The following is a 25,767-nucleotide window of genomic DNA, read 5'->3' as shown; positions in this document are numbered from 1 at the left end:
AACTGCCAGTCCGTATTCGCTCACTAATCGCAGAGGATTGCATTTATCCGCTGGCATTTCTGGGTTCGGAATCGAGAGGGATCTACACGGTTTTCGGTCCTGCGGTCAGTAGCATGTACGCGTCTAGGTGTGATCCCGTTTCGGGAGATCTGGAGAGGGCGTGTGGACATGCACTGGTCCGGGCGTAAATTCGCCGCATTATTCTGGCTGTGGACCATCCTAGGGAGTGTTGTTCTCATCGGAATGGTGCGACCGCTGGCATGGGCCACTGCCGCGCCTGCGTCAACCGTAACGCCTTCGACTATTCCCGAGACCGGATCAACGTTCGAGACCTACGTAGGCTACGGCAGTCTTCTCACTCTTACTGCTCCTACGTCCTCTGAGAACAGGGCCAAGGCCTGCTTTTCGGTGTCCGGATGGTCGCAGCACCCTGATGTGGCAGCGATCTGCGCGAGGGAGGACACGGGAGAAGCACGGAACATCGGGCTGACGGTGGCGCCGGATGGGAAGTTCTCAGGGACGATCTGGCTGATGGATGGCCCAGGTAGGTATTCGGTAAGCATGGCGGTGCGCCCTCCCGGGCGGACTTCGTACATAGTGGTATGCAGCATGTGCGTTGTGAACACGGCGGAGTCGATACCGCTTGTCCCCGCTGAGTACGTGGGGTACGGGACGGACCTCACGATCAGCTCCCCGAGGTCGGAGTCGAATTCGGTTGTGGATGAACTCGTCGTGAAGGGCTGGTCGAAGTACTCGCGAGTGAGGGCGACTGTGCAGAACACTGCCACCTCCGAGCTGAGGACCTACTTCACGATTGCTGGACCAGATGGCCTGTTCGAGTTATGCATCCCCCTGGAGGCAGGCTTCGGACCATGCGAGGTGAAGCTGGCGTCCAAGCAGGTAGACGCCAGAACCTGGCGTGGCGTCGCGGTGTACCGGGTGATCGCGGAGCGTCCGCCAGTGAGCATGATCGAACCCGGATACCAGCGGGGATCCATCTTCGCTGTCGGAAGGTTCAAGCTCCGGGGACTTGCAGGTGGCTACCGCGATGGGAGCAGGCGGGAAGGACCATCTCCGACCGGTGTGAGGATAGAGGTGCGCGGGCGCGAAGAGAAGAAGGGCAGCGGATCCGCGCCTGTCGACCACGTGATACAAACGATAGAGGTTCCAATCGTTGACGGCAAATGGGAAGCGTGGATCAACCCGCCTGAGGGCATGAAGCTCTTTGCCCTGGCTGTAGGGGAGGCGGTGAAGGCCGCCGATTTCCAGCCAACGCGGTTCTACACCGTTGTGGTCGTGCGCCCCCGTGCTGAACCTGAACCGACTGAGAAATGGGTGATCCATTCCTGCTACAGGACGATACAGGATCTTGCTCTCTCCATAGCGTCAGGCGCCGATGACCCCTACGACCGGGCGAAAGCTATCCACGATTGGGTTGCCCGAAACATCGACTATGATGTTGCAGGCGCCAAAAGCGGCCTCCCCGGACCTGCCGACGCCATGTCGACTCTCGCACGTCGGCAATCAGTGTGCCTGGGCTACTCAAACCTCCTTGCAGCGCTGACGAAAGCGTCGGGGATTCCTGCGTGGGTTGTGACGGGAATGGGCGATGACGGCTCATCAGTCGTACTGCACGCCTGGAATGAGGTGCTGGTGAACGGGCGACTGGTGCTCATGGACGCCACTTGGGACTCTGGCGTCTCTGATGGCTGGAGTTTCGTAAGGCGCTACACTAATGCGTATTTCGACCCATCTCCGGAGACGTTCGCCCTCGGGCATTTCGGAGACGCCAGGTAGGGCATTACAGATTGCGCTGGAATATCTCGCAGACGTCTGGCATGTCTGCGAGTTCTGCATATCTTGCCATGGATGCACGGCTCTCCTCGATCGCCTGGCGCGCGTGTGAGGCAGTTCTCGAACTACGCAAGATCCCGGGGGTTTACCGCACAATATCCCGCTTGTAGCTGGGAAGGGATAAACCAGGCCCACATCGAAATCCATTGCCCACTGGATGGAAGCACCCCCATTTCACCGATCTTTCATCCGATGGGGAGGTTGGAACGATGGGGAGGTTCGTGGGGATCGTGCTGGGGACGAGCGTGCTCGCAACTATCATCTCGTCATCTCTTCTGTATTCCCGTCTGCCCGCGAAATACCGCATATCGCGCCAGGCCTACGTCGCAGCTCAGGTCATAGCCGCTGCCACCTGTGCCATCCTGGTCCTTCTCGTAGCTGCGTCTCGGATTCACTTCCAGGCCATACTGGCCTTCGCTGCTTTTGCGGCCTTGATGTCGGCAGCCGTGGCGGTGACTATGGAACGTAGGCTTGCAGGCCTCAAGACCATAGACATGGCGCACGCGTCGAGGCTCGCCTCCGCTGATGCAGCAGCCGCTGAGATCACTGCCAGTTCGGATGGGGTCGACACAGTTGAGGCTGTGAACTGTGTTCACGATGCGACTGATTCCAACGGCGGATTCGCAGCCAGCGCTGAGGCTGCACCTAGCCTCTCTACAGGCGAGGTCGCCACAAGGGAAGTGGAGGGCGTGGGCGCGGTCTGGCAGCAGCCTGAGGCGCTTGGAGGATCGGTGCTTAGCGTCGCGCAGGATCTGGCGAGGAGGGGTCGCGGCATGGAGGCGGTGGCATGCGCACTTGGGCAGGCGACGTCGGTGCGCCCCGCTGATGGCCTGTGCGATGCTCTTGTGGAGCTTGCGCAGTCGGTCACCGATTTGAGTGACTTCGATATGGCCCTCGCCATCACGATCAGGCTTCTTGTCCGCCCAGATGTGGGGCGGAACGCTAGGCTCCGACAGGAGTTGGTGTCATTTCAGAGATACCTGCACGCACGGCGTGCTGCAGCGACCGCGGCTTCCGCAGATGCCCGGATGGATGTGGATGCTCTCGCTGTACATGCCCAGCGGAAACTGGCAAAGATCGATTCGATGCTCAGGAGGTAGCGAGGACATGAGCGATGTGAAGCGCAGTGCTGAGTTGGTGGGAAGGCCAGTTATCACAATCGAGGAAGGCTTGGAGATCGGACGCGTTGGAAGCCTCGTGATCAACACCGGTTCCGGCGAGATCGCCGCAGTAGCAGTGGGGAGTTCTAATCCATTCCTTGCGCCCAAGGTGGTGCCTTTCGCCTTGATACAGGGTGTGGGCGAGGATGCCATCGTGATTGAGAACAGCTCGTCCCTGGTGGAGATGTCTGCGCTTCCTGAGCTTGCAGCCATCGCCCGATCTGAGGGCGAGGTGCGTGGAACGAAGGTCATGACCCGGACCGGGCACTTCCTCGGTACTGTGAAGGAGATCATCATCGATATCGATGCTGGTCGGATAGCCGGGTACGAGGTGGACATCGCTGGCGCCTCCGGGGTGCTGCCAGCTGGAGAGGTCATAACCATAGGCAGGCAGGTTCTGGTGGCTGCAGCAGACGCAGGCGACAGGGTTGTCCATGACGCCACTGAGCTTCCACGGAGAGTCGAATCGTGCGATTCGGCGGTGCGTGAGGCACTGACGCTGGAGGGATAGCCGCTTGGGCGCGCCGAGCCTTGTAGGAATTGGATGGAACACTGGCGCCCGAAGGACATCGCCACCGGTGTTCACGGATGGCGTCCGGGCGTATATCCCCGTGATGGCCCGGGCTGGAGCAGCGGCGGCGACGTTCGCAGCCGTCGCTGTAGTCTGCTCAGTCGCTGCGCTGGCGACCTTCGGGGTGCCGGTCTACGTGTGCGATCATCGGGTGACGGCATCACCTTGGAACACGGTGGACGGGCTCATACGGGCGGCCGGGATCGATACGTCGCCCGGGGATCTTGTGGATGTGGACGGGGCTCTTCTGGAACAGGGAGGCGGCCAGCCTTCCAGGTGCATGCTGAACGGTGTGGAGGCTCCCCGGGGCCTGAGGGCGCGGCCATTCGACAGGCTCTCGGTGGTTCCAGGGTCGGCTATTGTGGAGGATGTGAGGGTGGAGGCGACTGCCTGCGACCCGCAGCTGCAAGTGACCGGGAGCGGCTCATTCGTAGAGGTTCAGAGGCAGGGGCGCCCTGCAAAGGCACTGCTGAGGCGGGGCGTGTCAACAGGGAAGGTGCTTGGCGCCAAGGAGACGAGCCCTGCTGTGCCAGAGAGGGTGGTGAGGTTTCAGTACACGTGCCCATCGAAGATCGTTGTGCTAACCTTCGACGACGGCCCCAGGTCTCCTTATACGGAGGGAATCCTCGACGCACTAAAAGAGGAAAAGGCCCACGCGGTCTTCTTCGTGCTGGGTTCGCAGGCGGAGGCCCATCCGGATCTGCTGAAACGGATCGCAGATGAAGGACACGAGATCGGGAACCACACCTACTCCCACCTACTATCCGCGGGGTCAGATCACAAGGAGATGGAGGCTGAGATCACTCGGACATCGGATGTGGTGAAGGCCGCGACCGGTCGCCCTACCAAGTGGTTCAGGCCGGTAGGGGGCGCCCTGGATTACGGCGCCCTTCGGGCAGCGCGGGATACCGGGCATACGCTCGTGCTGTGGAATGTGGACCCGCGCGATTGGGACAATAGCCGAGCTGCGTCTATCAGAGGGGCTGCTCGCATAGTATCCGAGGTGATCGGAAGGCCCATCTCCAACGGCTCTGTCATACTCCTCCACGACGGGGGAGGGCCGAGGGGCGCGACGGTCCAGGCAGTCCGCGAGATTATCCCCGCGCTCAAACGACAAGGCTACAAGTTCTGCACTCTTTCCGAGCTGTATCAGCACCTAGGCCTCGATTGACGTGGGATATGGCAGGACAACACGGCCGTGCAGCGCAAACCATCAGAATTTCTAGGAAGGATTGCCCGAAGCACCGCAGAATACTCTTCCCCGATACCTGGCAACGGAGTGAGCGCCGTTACGCCAGGTATCGGGCATAAATGGGCCATTCGAGGATAGATGAGTCAGTCCGTGCCGCCACAGGGTAGAACGAGGGCGGGCATGGAGAAAAGGGACGACCGCACTGTAGACACATGATTCGGAAGATTACGATAAATGCGGGGTTACTGGGAGGGCTTCAGATGGCAGACGGAAGACAGTTGCGCCGGACACTGATGATCATGATTGCGCTGCTGATTGTGTTGCCGGCTTTTGCGGCCGGCACGAACCAGACAGTCTACCGTCTCACGGAGCCCGGTGCGTGGACCCAGCTGGAGCCGGTGAATGCGTATGCTTCGATGATCGCTGCTGGTACTGCGCAGGGGTGGGGCAATGGCAGCAGTACCGCAATCGGAATCACTGCCAAGGCGGTGTTTGAACCAGATCTGAGCCGTGCCGAGATCAGCGCGGAGTTCGTGCCGGTGTCGGGAGAAATCACCACGAGCGATTCGCGGTTGTTCATAGCTCCCCTGGGACGCAGGCTAGAGTGGAAGGCCATCGTGACGGTGAGGAATCCCAACGATGTGCCAATGACCGATGTCCGCGTCCATAACCAGTTTGGGAAGGCCTTTCGGGTAACGTTGACTGGCCGGTCGGTCGGAGACGCGCGCATTGTGGATGGAGACGTCAAAGGTTTGCTGCCGGCCAGCAACGGTTTCACGTGGGATATCGGCTACCTGGGGCCAGGCGAGGCTGCACGGGCCGAACTCATGGCAGCTACGAACCAGAGTGCAGGCCGGGCGGAGTTTGCCGAGGAAGGTGTGTATTCCATCGACACTGGGTTTCAGCTTACATACCGTCTGCTCGGCAAGAACGAGGTAAGAGACACCGCCCCATGCTCGGTCATCGCCCGCGTGAATCCAGCCGCCCTGCGGACAGATGCCGGACCATACGACGTAGCTCCAAAGCCGATCGAGAGTGGACTGCTGCTGCCGGAAAGGCCCTTTCCGCAGAGACCGATTCCGATACGTCCGGGGGCTGAGCAGCCTCTTGTGACACAGCCATCCGCGAGCCAGCAAGGCCGTGTGGTGATAGGGAGAATCCCATCCGTTCCTGGGTATGAGATCGGGGCAAAGTACGTGCTAGGATATGATCCACTATTCTACTTCTCATGGTATGGAGACGGCGTTACTCCCAATGTGTCAGACGACGGGGAACGGTTTATGGCGCCAGCCGGACAGTACGCAGAGTGGTACGTGAGTCCTATGGTGCTCAACGCGATCAACCCCTTGTGGGAATCATGGCTGATGACCATGGAGTTCGGCCCGGAACTCGAGGTGGAGTATTGGGACATGTGGCCATCGGGCAGTGTGCCCGCGCCCGCCATTGTGAAGAATCCGGCTACAGGGAAGACGCTAGTCGTATGGGGCTGTCCTAGGCCATTCTACGGTGGCTTGGCATCGCTGCTATTGAAGGTGAGAACTCACGCCGGCGGTTACACGTCAGCTGGCGACCACGTGTTTTGCGAGAATATGTCTCTCACTCCTATCGTGGCCGGCGTTCCGAAACCCATCCAGCTGGATCCTGTCTATGTCAGGGTTGGGTCTACGGCGGCTGCGACAGTGACGATGAGCGGAACTCGGCTCGACTGGCGCGTGCGCAAGCCAGGGACATATGGGGCGCTCGCTACGGAGATTAGCGCCACAGGCTGTGGCAAGCTTTCGATCCAGTTTAGCGAGTTTGCGAATCTCGCAAGGACGGATGGAGAGTCGGGAACGGTGGCCTCGGATTACGGTTTTGGTCAGGATCTGGCCGCTGCGGAGGCGGCGGGCTGGCATGCCGCGGCAAGCCTGAACGGCACATCACAGACAATCGACCTGTCGAACCCAAATGCGGTTCGAATGTGGTCAAGGATAAGTGTGGGCGAGGAAGATTCGTCCGCTGAGTATGAGAACAAGGGGGTGATCACTTTCATAGTCAGCAACAATTAGGAAGGGGACGGGGACCAGAAGCCCCTGAACCTCGACGGGCCGGAGCCCGTCAGCGCAGCCCGAATCAATACTTCAAGGAGGCTAGACACTAATGAAGAGACTATTTGTCCTGTTCGCGATCATGGCGCTTGTCTTTGTGCCGGCCATGGCGATGGCCTACAACCCCGGTCAGGAACTGCCGGCTGGCGCTGTCGAGGTGGAGCACTGGGAAATGGTGAACGGCGCATGGGTGAGCCATCCGTCAGGGGACGTCACATCCCTTGCTCGCTGCTGGCGTTCTGGCCCCACGCAGGGTTCGTGCAACAAGGAGAACTGGGTTATCGACTTCACGCATCATGCCTCTATGGCGCAGTGGTCCGATTGGACGATCGGCGGGACTCGTTGGGATTGGCGCATACTGAAGCCTGGCACATATGCTGCAGACTGCATTGAGTTCACGCTGAAGAGCAACAACGATGTGCTAATCGACTATGAGGGGTTTGCTGACCTTCAGTACCTGGAAACAGGAGCAGGGGTCAAACGGACCATCGACACCTACTATAGCTTCGGCGAAGATATTGTGGCAGCGGAGAGAAACGGATGGGTAAGAGCTGTGGACTTGAACACAGACGATGACCTGATCCTCGACAGCGCTGCCCTACATGGCGGCATGAGCACGAAGCTCCTCAACAAAATAGTGGTGGAGAACTGCAACTCCTCTTGCGAATACGAGGACACCGCGACTATCACACTCAAGCTACAGAACATCAAGCTCTGGGTTGATGGCGTCAACGGCACCTGGGCGAACCCGCAGGTGTAACCCAGGTCAGGTCCGAAGTCAGACTGCCTACCGATGGCAGTCGGCATTAGCATCTCGTATCCACTAGGGTGAGTCTGAGATCCGGGGGGTGGCCTTCCTGGCCGCCCCCTTCCGAACAGGAAGGAGAGAACCTGTAATGCACCTCCGACTGAAGTCTCTTCGATGTAGAGGCAGGGTGGTAGAAAGCGGACGCACCCTAATGAAGAGAGCGATTCCTGCGCTGATCAGCCTGGCCGCCGTCTTTGCAATGGTCGGCGGCTATGCCGGTGCGCAGATATCTTTGAGTTTCACTCCCATGCTTGTGGAGTTGACGGCAGCCTCCGGATCTGTGAACACATTTGAAGTAATCATGATGAACGAAAGCAAAGCGGTAACCGCGGACTTCCTCATATACACCGCCGACCTGGCTCAGAAGCCCAACGGTGACTATGAAGTGTTCGGCGCGGGAACCGCAGAACACTCGTGCGCCAAATGGATAAAGCTTTCGGCAGATAAGGCCACGATAGGGCCGAGCGGGGCCTTCGCCGTAAAGGGAACCCTCACAGTGCCCCGTGGAGCGTCAGGCGGCAGGTACGCTGCGGTCGTGTTCGAGCTCGTTCCGGAGGAGAGAAAGGGCGAACCGGCTCTTGCCTCTACGAAGTTTGTGCAAAGATTTGTGACAGTTGTGGAGCTTTCCATTCCTGCGCGTCAAGTGAAAAAGCGGCTCGACGTGACGGGGTTCAAGGTGACACACGCCAGTGAAAAGCCTGTTTACGCCAGCGCATACGGCAAGCAGGCCATCATACTGACGGCCCAAGTCAAGAACGAAGGCGCCATCCACGTGTTTGCCCAGGGGAGCATGATCCTGCGTGATTCTGCAGGAAAGCGCCTGAGGGAGATCCCGCTTGGCGCAGGCCGAGGCGTCGTGCTGCCAGGGGCTGCCATAAGCCTTGGATCGGTTCTGCCTGGCGGCCTCGCTCCAGGCGACTACATCGCCGACATTTCTGTGAAGTACGGGGGAATGAGGCCTGCCAGCGCCAAGATCCCGTTCAGTGTTGGGGCGAGCGGAACGGAAGTCGCCAGGGCCGAGACGGCAGCGGTGATCGCGCCGTTTTCTGTCGATCCTGGGGACCTCGACTTGAGCTATCCTGCTGGCGCTACCGCAGCGAAATCTCTGGTCATCGAAAACCGCTCCGACCAGACAATCCGAATCGAAGGCCGCGCGATTCCGCTTGCCTACGACGAGGAAGGCGAGCTCATTTTCGAGGGCTTGGAACCGTCAACATCTAGTTGTGCTGACTGGATCGAACTGCGGCCCAATGCAGCCGAGATCAAGCCGAGGTCGCGTCAGGTTGTGCGTATGATGATCTCCATTCCCAAGGGCGAATCGGGCGGCAAGTACGCCAATGTGATCTTCACGGCAACGCCGGTATCGACAGGTGAGACTCCGACATGGTCAGGCGAGAGCGGCGCGGTTGTATTTCTCAAAGTCGGCAAGGAGTTTGAGACTACTGGAGAGCTTTCCCCCATTGCCATTGAGGATGGTGGGCCTTCCGTGGGGATGGTCTTCAGCGCTGCCCTCAGGAACACTGGGTCAATCCACATGAAACCCAGGGCGTCTGTGACAATAAAGAAGCGAGTCATGCCCGAAAGCGTCCCTGGCATTGAATACGTGGGCCCGGGTTCGCTCGTGAATGTCAACTCAGTGGACCTCGGAGAAGAAGAGAACGTAGTGTTGCCCGGCGGCACGCGAGCGTTCAACGTGGCCATTTCGGGTCGCCTTGAACCAGGGGATTACGTGGTGGAGTTTCTCGTGAACTACGGAGGCAAATCCCCACTATATGCAACGAGAGAGTTCACAGTCAAGTAGGGCGGCGCCTGCCTTGAGGCGGCCTGTATGACAAGGCAATTGGAAATTGGAGGGAACTACAATGGCAAACGGCAAGACATTGTCGACGGCGCGTGCGGGCAGAGCGCTTGTTCTAGCTGTGACGTTGATCGCAGTAACACTCATTCTCCCCGCTGGTCTGTGGGCGGAGGAGACGAAGGTCACCAACGTATTCGACAGTGAGGACGTAATAGGCGTCCTACGCAGTATCTCCGCCCAGACGGGCATCAACATTCTGGCCGAACCGGCCGTTCAGGGTTGGGTCACCCTGGAATTGGTGGACGTGCCGTTGGAGCAGGCCTTGGACATGATCGTTGCTCCGCTCGGCTACACATGGGTTCGGGTGGGGGATTACTACATAGTCGGTTCGCCCGACGCAAAGAACCCGGCGTTCCCGCTGTTCACCAGGACTGAGGTTGTGAACCTCAAGTACGTAAAGGCAGATGCCGCGGCGAAGCTGCTGTCCGACTTCTTTGCGCCCAACGTCAAGGTCAACCCTGCCAGCAACATGATCGCGATTACTGGCACACAGGCGGTGATCGATCGAGTCAAGGCTGACCTGGCGAAGATGGACAAACCATCTGCGCAGGTGGTCATGGAGGCGCTGGTTGTAGAGGTGACTGCCGATGCGGGCAACTCGCTCAAGTCCGACTGGCGGTATGAGGGGAGCGGCGGCGAGGGAGATTCGACTCTTCCGGCGTCTGGGTTCGTCGATTTCGTGTCTGGAATATGGAGCGGCAAACTCAACGTGGCCGGCGGCCTAAGCCACGTGCTAGGGGCGTTGAAATGCCTGGTGGATTCGGGCAAGGCCGAGATCAATGCCACACCCAAGCTGATGGCCATGGATGGGGAGACGGCCGAGATATTCCTGGGGCGCGAGAAGTACATCACCGTCTCGACATCGGTAAGCGAGACTTCAACGACTACGCGTCTCGAGTCCATCAAGACCGGAATCTCGCTCAAGTTCACTCCTAGGATTACGGAGAGCGGCGAGATCATCCTGAAGATCGAGCCCGAGGTCTCGGACGCGGTTGAGGTCACCAACGGGCTGCCCGTTGTGAACAGGCGCAAGGTGTCGACGACCGTAATGATCCGCGATGGCGAGACTCTGGTAATCGGTGGGCTGAAGCTGAAGTCGGAGTACGAATCCAAGAGCAAGTTCCCGATCCTCGGGGATCTTCCTGTGCTTGGGCTGCTGTTCGGCAACTCCAAGAAGGCTTCCGTGGAGACGGAGACTGTCATATTCATCACTCCGACCATTGTGTATCAGGGCAAGTAAGGAGAGGCGAGGTGAACAAGATGGCAACATGTCTCGTTGAGGGGCGTCGGCTGGCTGTGGTCGGCAGGGCGGTACTGGGAACGGGGCTTTCGCTCCTGTTCTGCCTGGCCCTGTTTGTGGCTCCTGCGCTTGCCTATGGAGGCCCGCTTCCGCCAGACGCCCGCCTGGTCGGCATGGGCTGGACCTACGTGGGGGTCCTGGATCTGCCCAACCCCGCCTGTGCGAACCCGGCTGCGTTTGGTTTCGGGGTTGACGGAATCTCCGGCCTAGTTGGCATCGGAATCGGCGGTTCGACAGCGGATGGCGGCACTCTATTTGCCGGAGTTCGCGATGTGGACCGCGGAATCGGGGCGGGAGGTCTATCCATCGCCTACAGGCGCCCTGCCGGCGCGGAGCCCGCGGTGATGCACCTTGGCTATGGCATCGGCAAGAAGCTAGGCGACCGGTACGCACTGGGGCTGGGGATAGGCTACGCCAGGATTGCAGATTCCACAGTGCAGACACTGACCACCGACGCAGGTCTTGCCCTCAAGTTCGGAGCCTTCTCCGCGGGCGTGATGGCGTCGGGCATCACGGCCAGCAGGTTCGGCGATGGGAACACAATGGAGACGGATTTCGTGCCGGAGGTCTCTTTTGGGCTTGCGCTCAGGCCGCTGAAACCGATCACCCTTGCTGTTGACGCCCATGATGTCTTCGGCAGAGACAGCACGAGAAACCCCTGGTACTCCGGGGGCGTTGAGGTGTGGATCCGCGATCGCTTCGCTCTGCGATGTGGGGCGATCGCATCCCCGAAGACCGAAGGCGTGGAGATGTCGTACACGGGAGGGCTGGGGTTCAGAGCTGGGAAGGTGGACTTCGGGTACGCACTGACCTGGGAGGCGGGCGCTGCATCGAACCATTGCGTCACTATTGGAGCAAAGTTCTAGGCGCCTCGAACTGCGGCAGTGACAAAAGGCGCGTTCCTGTGAGGAATGCTATTCAGGGTCAGGGGTGTTCATCTTGACGCGAATAGGCCTGAGAGATCGGCTTCTTCCCAGCCAATACGCATGGCAGGTGTATGCGGGGATACTCGCCGTGACGCTCTTGCCGGCTCTGATTGTCGCCGGGCTCGGCTATCGGGGATTTGCCGGCGCGGAGCGGCAGGCGGGTGAGCGGCAGCTGTATTCCATATGCCGTCTTCTCGATCTGGAACTTGCCTCGACTTATGGATCATATCAGGAGATTCTCGAGGAGCAGGACGCAACGGCGGATGCTCCGCAGGAACAGGCAGCACTGCTGCATTCCGCGCTCCAGCCGGTGGTGAACAACGTGTGCTCGGCCTTCCCAGGCGTGGAGGCAGGGTATTACGTGAGGCAACTGGGGATTGAGGCTGCGGCAGGGCCCGGGTTCGATGCAGGCAGGCTCTTCCTGACCCAGCCGGAAGCGGAGTTCCGCCTTTACCAAACTGGCCGTCCTGAACTTTCATATTCCTCGTCTGGCGTGAGGGTGCACGGGAGAGGCGGCACTGCCACTCAGACCTTTCCCGTGCACAGGGACGGCGAGATCGTGGGGCATGTGTGGGCCAGGTCGTACGTTCCCAATCTGATGATCGGAACCACTGCCTCAGCCTGGGGCCTCCTCGGAGCGGCGGTGGCGTCGGCAGCTGCTCTCATCGTCGGGGCATGGGCGTTGATGACCGAGTGCAAGCGGCGTGAGGTTCTCACGGCGAATGCGGCATCTGCGGCGAGCCAGCGTGCAGTGGAGCAGTCGGCAGCTACGGCGCAGCTCGCTGCGGGCGTGGTCCACGAGATGCGGAATCCGATTACCGTATCGCGAGGCGTTGCGCAGCTCATCCTGGCCGCGGAGACCGACCCGCGGAAGCGGATGTGGCTGCTGAATATCGTTAGGCAAATGGATCACATGGGCATTCTGGCGAGTGACTTCCTGAAGTTCGCCAGGCCGCGTGAGCCGAAGCTTGTGTCCGCTCCCCTCGGCGAGATCCTTGGCAGCGTGGGAGCTGAAGGGTCTGCAGTGGCAGACGAGGCCAGGACGGCGCTTCTTGTGTCGTACGAGGGAGGGGATGTCAACGTATGGTGTGACCCCGATCAGCTCGGGCAGGCATTGCTCAACTTGGTCAAGAACGCAGTGGAGGCTGCATCTGATGAACCGGACCCAAAGGTCAGTGTGCGCTCGAAGGCTGGCAACTCGAAGGTGCTCATAGAGGTCACCGACAACGGTCCGCGCATCCCCGACGAGATCATGTCCCGTCTCTTCGAGCCTTTCTTCACCACCAAGCCCGACGGGACCGGGCTTGGCCTCGCAATATCGAAAACCCTCATAGAAAGCCAGGGTGGGTCCTTAAGGGCGAGGAACAACCCAGACGGTGGTGTTACATTCACGGTGGAGATGCCGAGGGTGGGAAGGGTGGAGACTGCCCCATTCCCTGTTCCTGCAGGAGCTCCATCGGCACGACAATCATCGTAGCGCCAAACAGGGCGGCTGGTAATAATACCGTCCAGCGCGCCTCCGAAGAGCGGTGATTCTGCGGCTGCATAAAGTTGCAGAATCCATCTGCGCAGCCTTAAACCTCCACCAACTCCTCATTATGACATTACCCCTCCCTTTCGCGAGCCATTCCGCTGATAGGCAGCGAAATTGCTCCCAGTATCCAGCAATGGGACGACTCTGGAAGATTGCCTATTGCACACCGGGAGGTGCGAGAGTATAATTGCGTCATGTAATTTTACACGCATATCTGTTAGGGGGTGGGCTCGATCATCGAAGTGGGGATTGTGGGCGCCTCGGGCTACACCGGCGGGGAGTTGATCCGCATTCTGGCGGGGCATCCGGAGGCCCGAGTGAGGCGCGTGTCCTCTAGGACATACGCAGGCAAGAAGATCGGAGAGGTGTTCCAGAGCCTTTGGGACAGGGTCGATCTCACGTGTGAAGACCTTTCTTCTGAGGAGATGGCATCCCGATGTGATCTGGTGTTCACGGCTGTGCCGCATGGAGCTGCGATGCCAATCGCGCCCACGGTGCGTGCTGCAGGCAAGAAGATGGTCGACCTGGGGGCGGACTTCAGGTTCGACGATGCATCAATATACGAATCGTGGTACAAGGTGAAACATGAGCAGCCTGGTCTGCTTGAGGAGTCTGTATACGGCCTTCCTGAGCTGAACCGCGACCGCGTGCGCAAGGCATGGCTTGTGGGCAACCCTGGCTGCTATCCTACTACTGTCGTCTTGGGTCTTGCGCCTCTTCTGCGTGCAGGGGCAATCGACACTGCCGGCATCATCATCGATGCTAAGTCCGGTGTATCCGGAGCAGGCCGCAAGCCCGGCTTGGCCTACCACTACCCCGAGAGGAATGACTCCCTTGCTCCATACGGCGTTGCGGGTCATCGCCACACCCCAGAGATTGAGCAGGAGCTATCCAAGCTTGCGGGCAAGCCTGTAACCGTTACGTTCACGCCTCATCTCGTTCCGCTGACTCGCGGAATGCTCAGCACCATATACGCGTCGCCAGTCGGGAACTGTCCTAGCTGCGAGGAGCTCGCAGGCATGTACCATGAGTTCTACAGGCGCGACCACTTCGTTCGGGTGCTTCCCCCTGATAGGCTCCCGGAGACGAAGGCGGTATGCGGCTCCAACTTCTGCGACATTTCGCTGCGCGTCGACAGTCGGACTAACAGAGTGATCATAATGAGCGCCATAGATAACCTAGTAAAGGGTGCATCGGGGCAAGCGGTTCAGAACATGAACCTCATGTTCGGCCTGGACGAAAAGACCGGTCTTGACATGATGCCCGTGTATCCTTAGACTGCATCACGTTGAGTCCATTCTAGTCGAGAGGAACTGATGTAAGGGATGGCCGCAGAGTACGCCGAGTACGCCGAGGAATCGCACTTCCACGCCAGCGCAGATATTGTCCCTATTAGTGGGGGGATAACGGCCGCCCGGGGCATGAAGGCCTCTGGGGTTTTCGCTGGCGTGAGGAAGGCGCGGAAGGACATCGCAGTGATTTACTCCGATACCCCTGCTAGGGCAGCGGGTGTGTACACCACGAACAAAGTGAAGGCTGCCCCAGTGCTCGTGTGTATGGACCATGTTGGCGCGGGAACGATCCAGGCGATCGGGATCGTGAGCGGCAATGCCAATGCATGCACTGGAGAGGCTGGGCTCCGTGATGCGTACATGATCACTGAGGTTCTTGGCCGTGAACTCGGGATCGACCCTAGGACCGTTGCCTGTGCATCCACAGGCGTTATTGGGGTAAGGCTTCCCATGGACAAGGTCGTGCCGGGCATGGTCGACGCCGCGAGGCAGCTCTCCCCTGATGGAGGGCGAATGGCCGCAGAGTCGATAATGACTACCGACACGTTTGCGAAAGAGTGCGCGGTGCAGATCCGGCTCGGCGGCGCCGTAGCAACCATCGGCGCGATGGCCAAGGGCTCCGGAATGATCCACCCGAACATGGCCACGATGCTTTGCTTTGTGGCCAGTGATGCTGCGATCGAGGGGCGGCTTCTTGAGAGCGCCCTGAAGGACGCGGTGAACAAGTCGTTCAACTGCATCACCGTGGATGGCGATACCAGCACCAACGACATGGTGATCGCCATGGCGAATGGCCTTGCCGGCAATGAGCCCATCGTTGACCAGGGTGATGACTATGCCAGATTCCAAGAGGCGTTGCAGGTGGTCTGCCAGGATCTTGCGAAGAAAATAGTAATGGACGGCGAGGGCGCAAGCAAGCTCGTTGAGGTGGCAGTGGTGAACGCGGCTACGGAGGCTGATGCGAAAACCGTAGCCATGGCCATTGCCAAATCCGAACTGGTCAAGACGGCCATCTTTGGCGCCGATGCGAACTGGGGCAGGATAATGTGCGCCGCAGGCTACTCCGGGGCGGATTTCGATCCTAGCATTGTGGACATCTATATCGGACCCGTGAAAGTGGCGGAGAGAGGCATGGGCCTGCCATTCTCTGAGGAGAGGGCGAAAGAGGCGCTCTCCAGCAGGGAGATCATGCTTACCATCGACATGAAGTCCGGGCCTGCACGGGCGTCGGTGTGGACGTGTGACTTGACCTTCGATTACGTCAAGATCAACGCCAGCTACCGCAGCTAGGTAGGGGGAGATGCAATGATGACGGCACTCACTCCTGAAGACAGGGCTGCGATGTTCGTTGAGGTCCTGCCATATATAAAAGAACTGTGCGGCAAGACCGTTGTGGTTAAGTATGGCGGGAACGCTATGGCAAATGAGGAGCTTAAGCGGGCTGTCGCCTTCGATCTGGTGTTCCTCAAGAGCATCGGCGCCAACCCAGTGGTTGTGCACGGGGGAGGACCGGACATCAACCAGATGATGGCGAGGATCGGGAAGAAACCCGCCTTCGTGAGCGGCCTTAGGATCACAGATCCTGAGACAATGGAGATCGTCCAGATGGTCCTGTGCGGGAAGCTCAACAAGGAGATCGTATCACTCATAGGCGACGAAGGCGGGCGGGCCATCGGGATATCGGGTCACGATGCCCGGCTGATCCGCGCCAGGAAGCGTCCGCCCGAGCGTGTGGTGGATCGCGAGACGGGCGAGGAGCAGCTCGTTGACTTGGGACAGGTCGGGGATGTGGAGGAGATCGACCCTTCCATCTTGCGCGACCTAGCGAGGGATGGATACATCCCTGCGGTCTCCACGGTGGGCATGGGCGACGATGGCAGGGCCTACAACATAAACGCCGACTACGTGGCGGCCGAGATCGCGTGCTCCCTAGGCGCCGACGTGCTGGTCATGCTCACCGACGTAGAGGGCATATTCGGGAACTACAAGGACAAGTCCACGCTCATTCCTCAGCTCTCGATCGATGATGCCCGCGCCATGGTATCCGACGGACGTGTTGAGGGCGGGATGATACCGAAGGTGCAGTCATGCATAGGCGCGCTAGAAGGTGGAGTGGGCCGCGCCCACATCATCGATGGCAGGCGTCCTCATTCGATAATCCTGGAGCTTTGCACCCATGCGGGGATAGGAACTGAACTCGTGCCATAGTGATGCCGAATACAGGGGGCGACAGCATGATGAATACTGATGAAGTAATCGCTCTCACCCAGAAGTACGTGATGAAGACCTACAACCGCCTACCCATCGCCTTCGTGCGCGGAGAAGGTTGCAGGCTGTGGGATGCAGATGGCCGGGAGTATTTGGACTTCATGACGGGACTCGCCGTGAACTCCCTGGGCCAGTGCCATCCAGCGGTGGTGCGTGCCATATCCGAGCAGGCTGCAACGCTTATGCATGTATCGAATGTATTCCATATCGAGCAGCAGGCAAGGCTTGCACAGCTGCTGGTGGAGAATGCTACGGGGTCTGGCCTGAGCAAAGTGTTCTTCTGCAACTCCGGGGCTGAGGCGAACGAGGCTGCGATAAAGCTTGCGAGGAAGTACAGCCGCTCCAAGTATGGCAAGGGGCGCTACGAGATCATTACCGCAGAGCGAAGCTTCCACGGCAGGACGCTGGCGACGGTCACCGCGACTGGCCAGCAGAAGTATCAGAGTGGCTTCGAGCCTCTGCCAGAGGGGTTCCGCTACGTCCCATATGACGATCTTGCCGCGGTTCAGGGGGCTATATCTGCAAAGACCTGTGCGATCATGATCGAGGCGATCCAGGGCGAGGGCGGGGTGTACCCTGCATCTGAGGAATACATGCAGGGCCTTGCCGAGCTGTGCAGGGAGCGGGGGCTTCTGCTCATCCTTGATGAGGTGCAGACAGGGATGGGCAGGACGGGGCGGTTCTATGCGTACCAGAACTTCGCAGGAGTGCGCCCAGACATCATAACTCTCGCCAAAGCTCTAGGCGGTGGGATTGCGATAGGAGCGATGATGGCCACTGACGAGGCGGCCTCTGGTTTCGAGCCAGGCAATCACGCCTCCACCTTCGGTGGAAACCCCGTGGCTTGCGCTGCCGGAATCGCGGTTGTGGAGACCATGCTCAAGGAGGGAATCCCAGAGCACGCCGGAGAGATGGGAGCGTACCTTGGGGAAAGCCTCCGGAGAATGGCCCGGCGCCACTGGTGTGTTTCGGATGTTCGGGGGCTCGGCCTAATGGTTGGAGTGGAGCTCACTATCGATGCGAATGAAGTGACACGGATTGCCCGCGAACGAGGATTGATTGCCAACTGCATCGCGGGGAAAGTAATTCGGCTTCTGCCTCCACTGATCGTGGGGAGAAGCGAAATCGACGAGGCGGTCCGCATCATCGATACGGCCATATCCCAGGTGGAGGCAGAGGCATCTTGCGTGCCCATGGGCAGAGCATAGATCATAGTGGCCTTGTGAAGGCCTAAGACGCTGGCAGCAGCGATAGCAGCGATAAGCGCCGGAAGCGATACAGGAAGCCCCGGGGAGATGCTCCCCGGGGCTCTTTCGAGCTAACAACAAATCCTGCTATGTCGGATCCGATGTGGCTCCCGTGCCCGCCTGGGCTGGATATGTCCTACGAGCCACACTGGCTGACTACCGCTGCCTGCCGCCCCTCTGAGCTGCAAAGCAATCGCTGCAGTAAACTGGCTTGTCGCCGCTGGGCTGGAAGGGGACGTAAGCGACCTTGCCGCACGATGAGCAAACTGCCTCATACATCTGACGGTTGCCCGAGCCGGTGTTGGTGCTCCTGCGGTTCCGACGGCAGTCGGGGCACCTGGAGGGCTCATTCTGGAAGCCGCGCTGTGCGAAGAACTCCTGCTCTCCGGCGGTGAATACGAAATCCTGGCCACAGTCCCTGCAATTTAGAACCTTGTCTTCGAATGCCAACCTGATCATGCCTCGCTTTGGTGATTAGTCTCTTGATCAAGCCGGCATGCATGGTTGATGCGTGCGCTTGAACAACAGCCACGTATATCATAAAACGTTTGCGCCAAGATTGCAATATGCTGGCAAACATCAGCTGGGTTCCGGATGCCCGAAAGATGCCCTGGCGATGGACGTGTTCATACCAATACGCGTGATTTCTTGCATTGGCGTGTTCTGCCTGCGCCGCGCGGGCTGAACAGGCCGAGGGCCGGAGGCGCCTATCGGCCGGGCCTGCCCACTGGCGCTGCGTAGATAACGAACTCCTCCTCACCGTCGAGGCCGAGAAGCTCGTCGGCTGACCATTGATCGTACGCTCCGATTGCACACGTCCCAAGCGATAAGGCCTCACAGGCTATGTACAGATTCTGACACAGATGCCCCGAGTCCTGAATCATGGTCTTGTGGGCGGCAACCGAGTAGCGCCACTCGCACCGATAGGGCAAAACGCTCCAGAAGAACACTACAGAGGCAGTGGCCACGAAGTCCTGCCCGAAACAGGCCTGTGCGATTCGAGATGGCAACTCCTGCGGGCAGCCGATGAATAAGAGCCTGTGCCCGATCGGCAGGTATCTGTATATCCCTGGCTTAAGGCCTTCCACGCGGTTGACGGCCAGATAGGTCTCGAACGCGTGCCGAGACCCTCCTGATGGAACCGTTCTCAAGGCAGCGAACCCATCTTTCACGATTGCCTTGATCCCTTGGGTTGCCCACAGGAGGAACGAAACCTCAGCAAGTGATATGGGATCGGAGGAGTACTGCCGCCTGCTCTCGCGTCGCTCGATGAGGTCATACAGATTCACGTTTTCCGGAACCGCGTCGCGCGGCGATGGAAGATCTACGGTTTGGGATCCGGGGTCGAACGGCTTTACGAGGGGAGGCTGCGGGGCCCCGAGGCGCTGGTCAGATGGATTGCGGCGTGCTTCAGGAAATCTTGACTTCATGGTGCTCCGCCGGTCGCTCATACTATCCATTGTGCTCGACCTTCCTCGCCTTCACAGTGTTGACCAGCTGCTCAAATCTTCCCGCCGACTTCGCAGATGCGATTGTATCGGGAGTGATATCGTCGCCTTCATGTATGATCACAATTCCATCATCAGTTCGGATTGTGGCCGCCGCCGTCCGACCCACCAGGAATGTTTCGCGGGCGGCGCTGAACGCTTCCGATAGTCCGGAGCCGGCAGTAGACGAGGCCGTATGGGCGGCTGATGGAGTTCCGATGGGGCCTGAGTGCAGGCGTGCCGCAGATTCAGCGCTCATGCCTGTTCCACACGCATCATCGCCCTCCATATCTCGGATCACCATCACGTGCTGACCCAGGCTTATCAGGCGTTCGCGCGGAACACGGATGAGCTCGCTTCCCGATGGGATATCAAACCCAACCAGATATCCGGTTTCACAATCTATTAAGAATTCACTCACAGTTCCGACCTGAGCGCCGGTATCTGTGAAGACTCGTACACCCCGCACACGCACGTTTGCGCGGGCTTGCTCCTCTACCTCCGGGATCGAAGACAATGGCACAAGCGACCCAGTGTCCTGGATCGTGACAGCGGCGTCTCCAATGCCTTGAATAGCGGAAAATGGGACTACTCTCGGGGGATCGAACCAGTAGTCCCCCTCCACCGCGATGGCGCACACTACTGCGTTGGCGAAGTCGATAACGAGAGCCTTCACTGAGCCAACCTCGCGGCTGTCGTCTATGCTAATGACAGGCAGACCAATGAAATCACAACTGCTCTTCAGGCCCATACACAACTACGCCTCCCAGCTTTAGTGTTTTGCGCCAACTTCCCTTGTGACTATCTCTGCGGCGCGGCTCAGCAGGTCTTCCCGATCCGGAAGCTTACAGACCATCCGCGCGATTCGCTGCAGACCGGGCGATTCCTCGAATGCTCGCCTGAGATACATGGGCGTACGTCCGACTATCATGAATAGCTCGTCCTGATCGGCGTGAACTGCTTCTCCGAACCTCTCATAGATGCGATCGGGATAGGATTTCTTGCCGGTCTCGATTTCCGATACCACGTTGGGGGAAATGCCGAGTTTTCGTGCTACTTCCCGACCCGAGAGGCCTTGGCTCTCTCTGTGCCCTCGAAGGAAGTCGCCGAGTCGCTGCAGCCGGACGAATTCTTCTAGACGTTGAGGGGCACTCTGCTTGAGCTGCTCCAAGTACATCTCGGTGTACGGACTCATCTGCCGCGGGTCTTGGTCGTCGTGCATGCGCAGCCCTCCTGAATGCGTGTTGTCAACTATGATGATCTCCAATTTGGCCGGCGCGATTCGCGGAACTCGCGCCAGCTGTTATTGATTTCCCCCTAACGGTATGGTAACATACTTGACGGCGGTGTGCTTCATAAATGATACTTTGCTCGGAACTCGACGCTAAGTTTATGCGCCTGGCTATCGAGGAGGCGCGCACCGCTGGGCAAGCGGGTGAAGTGCCGGTAGGCGCTGTGATCGTGGCGCGTGGCGAGGTTCTTGCAAGGGCCCACAATCGCAGGGAAACCGATGGCGACCCTACTGCCCATGCAGAGATCTGCGCCATCAGGATGGCTGCTGCTGCATGCGGGTCATGGAGGCTCTCTGATGCCACGATTTATGTGACGCTTGAGCCGTGCCCGATGTGTGCGGGCGCGATCGTGCAGGCACGGATGGAGCGGCTTGTGTACGGAGCATCGGATCCTAAGGCCGGAGCTGCGGGAACCCTGTGGGATATCCCTCGCGACATGCGGCTAAACCACTGGGTGGCCGTAACAGCGGGAGTGCTCGCAGATAGCTGCGGCGCTATGCTCGGGGAGTTCTTTGCACAGAGAAGATAGTCTTTCGATCTTCACGGAGAGATGGCTGAGGGGTCGATAGCGCCCGCCTCGAAAGCGGGTAGGCGGGTGACCGCCTCGTGAGTTCGAATCTCACTCTCTCCGCCACGAATTTCATATGGTTTCCCTTTCCGGATGGGCTTACGGGTCTATCCGGGCTGCGGAGAGGTGGCTGAGATGGTCTAAGGCGCTCGCCTGGAGAGCGAGTAGGCAGATGACCTCTGCCTCGTGGGTTCGAATCCCACCCTCTCCGCCATTTTGTTCAGTATGGTTCTGCATGATCTTGGCCGTGCTAGATGGGGAGATAGCGGTGCCCTGAACCCGCAATCCGCTACAGCGGGATTGAACTCCCACCCGAGGCCTGTCTTCTTTGGGGCCTGCCCGGCGCGTGCGGTGTTGATAGCCGGGTCCTGCGCAACGGGGCCTTGTGAACCCCGTCAGGACCGGAAGGTAGCAGCGGTAAGCAAACCACCTCGTGTGCCGCGGGAGTGCCTGGTTGGAGCTGGCTACGTCGGTTACGCCTGGAGGAGCTTGTCGAAGGTGGGTGCACGGCCTCTAAATGGATGGGGGTGGCTCGGATGGGCCATCCCCTTTTCCTTGTGCGCCCGGCATGATCGTTGTCTAAGGGGTGAAAGTCCCCGAGGATGCGCCAGGCGTGAAGGACGTACCGTGGGCGCGGGCGAATATCTCCATACGACATCGTAGGGCCCGGACCATGGGAGTCGGCCGTGACAACATATCCTAGGGGGTTGATGAATTGGACTATGTTTCCCTCTACCGGAGATGGCGTCCTCAGACATTCGGCGATATTGTCGGACAGGGCCATGTTGTCAGGACTCTGAGGAATGCAGTGTCGGCAGGGCGGATCGCTCACGCCTACCTATTTGCCGGGCCGCGTGGGACGGGCAAGACGTCTACCGCCCGTGTGCTTGCACGCGCTCTCAACTGTGAGCATGGCCCGACCCCTGATCCGTGCGGTGAATGCGCGTCTTGCGTGTCTATACGCGATGGGAATGCCATGGACGTGATAGAGATAGACGCCGCATCGAACCGCGGCATTGAGGAGATCAGGGATCTGCGGGAAAAAGTAGTGTATGCCCCAACTCAGGGGAGATACAAGATATACATTATCGACGAGGCGCACATGCTAACGGTGCCGGCCTCTAACGCGCTGCTAAAGACGCTTGAGGAACCACCAGCCCATGTGGTGTTCGTCCTTGCCACCACTCAGCCGGAGAGCATCATCGGCACCATCGTATCTCGCTGCCAGAGGTTCGATTTCAACCGCCTCACCGCGTCTGATCTCGCCGGCCACATCGCGAGGGTCGCAGAGGCGCAGTCGATCCCGATTACGGCTGATGCGGTCTCCCTCATCGCCAGAAGAGCGGAGGGAAGCGCGAGAGACGCCCTTGGGCTCCTCGAACAGGCATCAGCCTGGTCGGAAAATGTGACTTCCGACTCCATTCTGCAACTGCTCGGAGTATCGGACTTCGAGACGGTGGCGGGATTCGCAGATGCTGCACTTGCGCGGGAGCCGGGTCCCATGTTTCGCATGATACAGGAGACGACGGACGCAGGGGCGGACCCTCGACAATTCCTGCAAGACCTGGTTGTGCACTTCCGAAACTTGTTGGTTGCCAAGGAATGTCCAGGAGCGCCAGGCCTGATAGATGTTGCGGAATCATACCGAGCTACCCTATCGGAGCAGGCCAGGAAGTACTCTAGGCAGGATCTTCTCAGGGCGATCCGCATAGTAGGCGATGGCATGCAGGAGATGCGCAGGTCGTCCAGCCCGAGGTTGTCAGTGGAACTGACTGCAGCGCGGCTGTGCGCTCCAGAGGAGATTCTTGCCGAACCTCGGAGTGAGCCCCGAGCTGAGCCTCGAACCGAGCGCCGGGCTGAACCCCGAACTGAACCCCGAACTGCATCTGCAAAGGCCCAGAGTGGGGAGGCTGCCCGAAAGCCGCAGAGAGCCGGCGGCGCGGCTGGGGTGAGTACTGCCCCGCTGGGGCCTTCGACGAAAGCGGCTCCGGCAGAGCCCGGGGCGGATGTTTCCTCAATTGCGGCGAGTGCGGCGAGTGCCGCCACCGCCGTGACTGCCGCGAGTGGCGCCGGCGCCGGGCGTACTGGAGCGTCTGTGCCAGGCGCGCGGTCCCGCGCACGCGGCCAGTATTCAGGGATAACACCTGAGCAATGGGGAGAAGTGCTGGCGCGGGTGAAGGGGCAGAAGGTGATCCTAGAGGCCTTCCTGCGAGAGGTTGTCTCAGTAGAGGTGGACGAGGGTCAGGTTCGTATAGTGTACGAGCCGGACTGGTCTGTTCATATGCAGAAGGCGTCGGAGCCGGACAATAGGCGCATCCTGTCCATGGTAATGTCGGAGATCCTCGGTCGGAGCGTCACCGTGGAGCCGTGCACAACTTCGGCGTCACGCGCAACTGGACTAAGAGAAGAGGCGCCTGAGGCGAATCCTGTAGCCCCCTCAGGCGCTTTGCAGGGCTCGACCGGTATGGGGCGCGTGGTGAGCGATATTGCGGTGGGGTCGGCGCCGGCGCCGACAAGGGATGGGCCGAGGGTCGGCGCCCAGTCGGGCGGCATCAGTCGCGAGGACGGATCAGATGATCCAGGCATCAGGCGTGCAATGGAGGTTTTCAGCCCCGTCGAGGTGCGGATGATCACGAAGTAAGTGGGTCAAGGGGGAAGAACACGTGGGCGGGAACATGCAGAAGAACATGATGAAGAGGCTGCAGAAGATCCAGGCAGACATGGAAAAGGCCCAGCAGGAGCTTGGCGAGGAGCGCATAGAGGGCAGTTCGGGCGGTGGTGCGGTGAAGGTCGTGTCCAACGGCCATCAGGAACTGCTTGAGATCCACATCGATCCATCGGCAGTGGATCCGGACGACGTGGAGATGCTCCAGGATCTCGTGCTTGCAGCGTGCAACGAGGCGTTGCGGAAGGCCAAGACTGCCTCCGAGATACGGATGTCCAAGGCGACTGGCAACCTGTCCATACCAGGCATCAAACTATAGGCGGGCGCCCGGAGGTATCTTGTAATGTTGTTTTACGCAGAGCCTGTGGGCAGGCTCATTGAGGAGCTTCGGAAACTCCCGGGCATTGGATCCAAAACAGCTCAGAGGCTCGCTTTTCATGTCCTATCGATGCGTACAGAGGATGTGAAGAGGCTCTCTGATTCGCTGCTGGAAGCCAAGGATAAGGTGCACAACTGCTCTGTGTGCGGAAACCTTACCGATGTTGATCCATGCGCCGTATGCGCGGACTCATCGCGAGATCGTGCTGTGATCTGCGTTGTGGAACGACCGGAGGACGTAATCGCGATGGAGCGGACCCGAGAGTATCACGGTGTGTACCACGTGCTCGGAGGGGCGATCTCTCCTATGGAGGGCATAGGTCCGTCTGACATTCGGCTGAAAGAGCTTCTGGCTAGGGTCAGGGAGGGAACCATCGGTGAGGTGATAATCGCCACTGACCCCAACATTGAGGGAGAGGCCACGGCGATTTACATTTCCAGATTGCTTAGGCCCATAGGCATCAATGTGACGCGTATAGCCCATGGGCTGCCTGTAGGAGGCGATCTCGAGTACGCCGACGAGGTCACCCTAGCCCGTGCCCTAGAGGGAAGGCGGGGAATCTGATACCGATCTGCCGGCAGCATGATGCCGGCGATAGTTGGGCGAGAGCCACGTCCAGTCATATGGGACATCCAGTCAGGGCATAATCTCTACGGGAGAGATGGCAGCCATTGGAGTCCCAATATGAACAGAGGAATGGGGTGTGGCTATTGAACCTGAGGGAACTGTGCGTTCATGCTGCGCGGTCGGTGCGGCTCAGGGCGGGGGAACGGCTGGCCCGCCGCGAGCCCTCTCTAGAAGACTGGATCCGCGCCGAGATTCGCGCGGTGTGCATGCAGATCGACCAGGCTGACCAGGTGTTCAATTGTTCGACAGACCCTGACCTTATCGACTCATCCATATTCATCATGCGTGCGTGTGAGCGCAGGCTTGGGTATCTGTTCAAGCAGGCGAAGACGGTCGTGGAATCCAAAGGGGCAGAGCGTGCGCCGCGGAGGAATCAGGCATCAGTTCTTCCGTAAATTGGTGTTGACACCCCTATGGCCCGATGGTAAGATAACGATTGTCGCGCCGATGACGCGGGCTACTGATGGCTGACGGGGAAGCCCTGATGCTACTGGTGCAGACCCACGGATGAGGCCGGCGGATGTTCCTTGAAAACCAAACAGCGTGGAGCCTGAAGTCGATAGCAAGAGTTTGAAATTGCGGGCGACTAGAGAAGATAAGAGCGCGACAAACTCGAAAGAGTCATCGCGAGATGGTTTTTTGGAGAGTTTGA

The 25,767-nt window shown here is 59.4% G+C and carries 23 protein-coding genes, 2 tRNA genes and 1 other RNA gene; 22 read left to right on the top strand and 4 right to left on the bottom strand.

The window, feature by feature from the left end; genetic code table 11:
• The first annotated feature begins 168 nt into the window (after positions 1-168).
• From VB144_13245 to VB144_13180, 14 genes are all read left to right on the top strand, one after another.
• On the top strand, positions 169-1,797 hold the full coding sequence (locus VB144_13245) for a transglutaminase-like domain-containing protein (GenBank protein ID MEA4884592.1): 1,629 nt from the start codon (positions 169-171) through the stop codon (positions 1,795-1,797).
• Positions 1,798-2,063: 266 nt separating this feature from the next.
• The gene (locus tag VB144_13240) at positions 2,064-2,954 is read left to right on the top strand and encodes a hypothetical protein (GenBank protein MEA4884591.1); all 891 of its coding nucleotides are present in this window, start codon (positions 2,064-2,066) and stop codon (positions 2,952-2,954) included.
• 7 nt (positions 2,955-2,961) lie between these two features.
• Positions 2,962-3,525: a PRC-barrel domain-containing protein gene (locus tag VB144_13235; protein ID MEA4884590.1), complete on the top strand. Its 564-nt coding sequence runs from the start codon at positions 2,962-2,964 to the stop codon at positions 3,523-3,525.
• Between the two features lie 4 nt (positions 3,526-3,529).
• A complete protein-coding gene (locus VB144_13230) occupies positions 3,530-4,756 on the top strand; it encodes a polysaccharide deacetylase family protein (protein ID MEA4884589.1) in 1,227 nt (408 codons plus the stop codon).
• A gap of 281 nt (positions 4,757-5,037) precedes the next feature.
• The gene (locus VB144_13225) at positions 5,038-6,825 is read left to right on the top strand and encodes a hypothetical protein (protein MEA4884588.1); all 1,788 of its coding nucleotides are present in this window, start codon (positions 5,038-5,040) and stop codon (positions 6,823-6,825) included.
• Positions 6,826-6,916: 91 nt separating this feature from the next.
• Positions 6,917-7,624 (top strand): hypothetical protein, encoded by a 708-nt coding sequence (locus VB144_13220; protein ID MEA4884587.1) that lies wholly within the window; start codon positions 6,917-6,919, stop codon positions 7,622-7,624.
• A 199-nt stretch (positions 7,625-7,823) separates the two neighbouring features.
• The gene (locus VB144_13215) at positions 7,824-9,473 is read left to right on the top strand and encodes a hypothetical protein (protein ID MEA4884586.1); all 1,650 of its coding nucleotides are present in this window, start codon (positions 7,824-7,826) and stop codon (positions 9,471-9,473) included.
• 61 nt (positions 9,474-9,534) lie between these two features.
• Positions 9,535-10,770, top strand: coding sequence for a secretin N-terminal domain-containing protein (locus VB144_13210; GenBank protein ID MEA4884585.1), 1,236 nt, complete (start codon positions 9,535-9,537; stop codon positions 10,768-10,770).
• 20 nt (positions 10,771-10,790) lie between these two features.
• Complete coding sequence (locus VB144_13205; protein MEA4884584.1) at positions 10,791-11,696, top strand: hypothetical protein; 906 nt, start codon at positions 10,791-10,793, stop codon at positions 11,694-11,696.
• A 73-nt stretch (positions 11,697-11,769) separates the two neighbouring features.
• Positions 11,770-13,233 carry a HAMP domain-containing sensor histidine kinase gene (locus VB144_13200; protein MEA4884583.1) on the top strand — a complete coding sequence of 488 codons (1,464 nt, stop codon included), beginning with the start codon at positions 11,770-11,772 and terminating at the stop codon, positions 13,231-13,233.
• Between the two features lie 290 nt (positions 13,234-13,523).
• Positions 13,524-14,567: an N-acetyl-gamma-glutamyl-phosphate reductase gene (gene argC, locus VB144_13195; GenBank protein ID MEA4884582.1), complete on the top strand. Its 1,044-nt coding sequence runs from the start codon at positions 13,524-13,526 to the stop codon at positions 14,565-14,567.
• A gap of 48 nt (positions 14,568-14,615) precedes the next feature.
• Positions 14,616-15,872, top strand: a complete 1,257-nt coding sequence (gene argJ, locus VB144_13190; GenBank protein ID MEA4884581.1) for a bifunctional glutamate N-acetyltransferase/amino-acid acetyltransferase ArgJ — start codon at positions 14,616-14,618, stop codon at positions 15,870-15,872.
• 15 nt (positions 15,873-15,887) lie between these two features.
• Positions 15,888-16,790, top strand: coding sequence for an acetylglutamate kinase (gene argB, locus VB144_13185; protein ID MEA4884580.1), 903 nt, complete (start codon positions 15,888-15,890; stop codon positions 16,788-16,790).
• Positions 16,791-16,819: 29 nt separating this feature from the next.
• Entirely contained in the window at positions 16,820-18,058 is a 1,239-nt protein-coding gene (locus tag VB144_13180; protein MEA4884579.1) for an acetylornithine transaminase, read from the top strand.
• A gap of 195 nt (positions 18,059-18,253) precedes the next feature.
• On the opposite strand, the gene VB144_13175 is transcribed toward VB144_13180, so the two are convergent.
• From VB144_13175 to VB144_13160, 4 genes are all read right to left on the bottom strand, one after another.
• Positions 18,254-18,547, bottom strand: coding sequence for a zinc-ribbon domain containing protein (locus tag VB144_13175; protein ID MEA4884578.1), 294 nt, complete (start codon positions 18,545-18,547; stop codon positions 18,254-18,256).
• 257 nt (positions 18,548-18,804) lie between these two features.
• Positions 18,805-19,557 (bottom strand): SagB/ThcOx family dehydrogenase, encoded by a 753-nt coding sequence (locus tag VB144_13170; GenBank protein ID MEA4884577.1) that lies wholly within the window; start codon positions 19,555-19,557, stop codon positions 18,805-18,807.
• A complete protein-coding gene (locus VB144_13165; protein ID MEA4884576.1) occupies positions 19,550-20,335 on the bottom strand; it encodes a PRC-barrel domain-containing protein in 786 nt (261 codons plus the stop codon). The genes VB144_13170 and VB144_13165 overlap by 8 nt, the downstream gene beginning before the upstream one ends.
• Before the next feature lie 21 nt (positions 20,336-20,356).
• Positions 20,357-20,806, bottom strand: coding sequence for a helix-turn-helix transcriptional regulator (locus VB144_13160; GenBank protein MEA4884575.1), 450 nt, complete (start codon positions 20,804-20,806; stop codon positions 20,357-20,359).
• 137 nt (positions 20,807-20,943) lie between these two features.
• Here VB144_13160 and tadA point away from each other — a divergent pair, with 137 nt between their 5' ends.
• From tadA to VB144_13120, 8 genes are all read left to right on the top strand, one after another.
• Positions 20,944-21,405 carry a tRNA adenosine(34) deaminase TadA gene (gene tadA, locus VB144_13155; GenBank protein MEA4884574.1) on the top strand — a complete coding sequence of 154 codons (462 nt, stop codon included), beginning with the start codon at positions 20,944-20,946 and terminating at the stop codon, positions 21,403-21,405.
• 15 nt (positions 21,406-21,420) lie between these two features.
• Positions 21,421-21,510: transfer RNA gene (locus VB144_13150), tRNA-Ser, on the top strand.
• 54 nt (positions 21,511-21,564) lie between these two features.
• A tRNA-Ser gene (locus VB144_13145) sits at positions 21,565-21,658 on the top strand.
• 31 nt (positions 21,659-21,689) lie between these two features.
• Positions 21,690-21,954: signal recognition particle sRNA large type (gene ffs, locus VB144_13140), an RNA gene on the top strand.
• Positions 21,955-22,159: 205 nt separating this feature from the next.
• Entirely contained in the window at positions 22,160-24,085 is a 1,926-nt protein-coding gene (gene dnaX, locus VB144_13135; GenBank protein MEA4884573.1) for a DNA polymerase III subunit gamma/tau, read from the top strand.
• A 34-nt stretch (positions 24,086-24,119) separates the two neighbouring features.
• Complete coding sequence (locus tag VB144_13130; GenBank protein MEA4884572.1) at positions 24,120-24,428, top strand: YbaB/EbfC family nucleoid-associated protein; 309 nt, start codon at positions 24,120-24,122, stop codon at positions 24,426-24,428.
• A 24-nt stretch (positions 24,429-24,452) separates the two neighbouring features.
• Positions 24,453-25,052, top strand: coding sequence for a recombination mediator RecR (recR, locus tag VB144_13125; GenBank protein MEA4884571.1), 600 nt, complete (start codon positions 24,453-24,455; stop codon positions 25,050-25,052).
• 146 nt (positions 25,053-25,198) lie between these two features.
• Positions 25,199-25,510: a hypothetical protein gene (locus VB144_13120; GenBank protein MEA4884570.1), complete on the top strand. Its 312-nt coding sequence runs from the start codon at positions 25,199-25,201 to the stop codon at positions 25,508-25,510.
• Positions 25,511-25,767 lie beyond the last annotated feature (257 nt).

It is taken from the genome of Clostridia bacterium (genome assembly GCA_034926675.1).
Classification (GTDB): domain Bacteria; phylum Bacillota; class DTU025; order DTU025; family DTU025; genus JAYFQW01.
The sequence above is the reverse complement of the archived record's forward strand: the minus strand, read 5'-3'. Positions and strand labels throughout refer to the sequence as shown.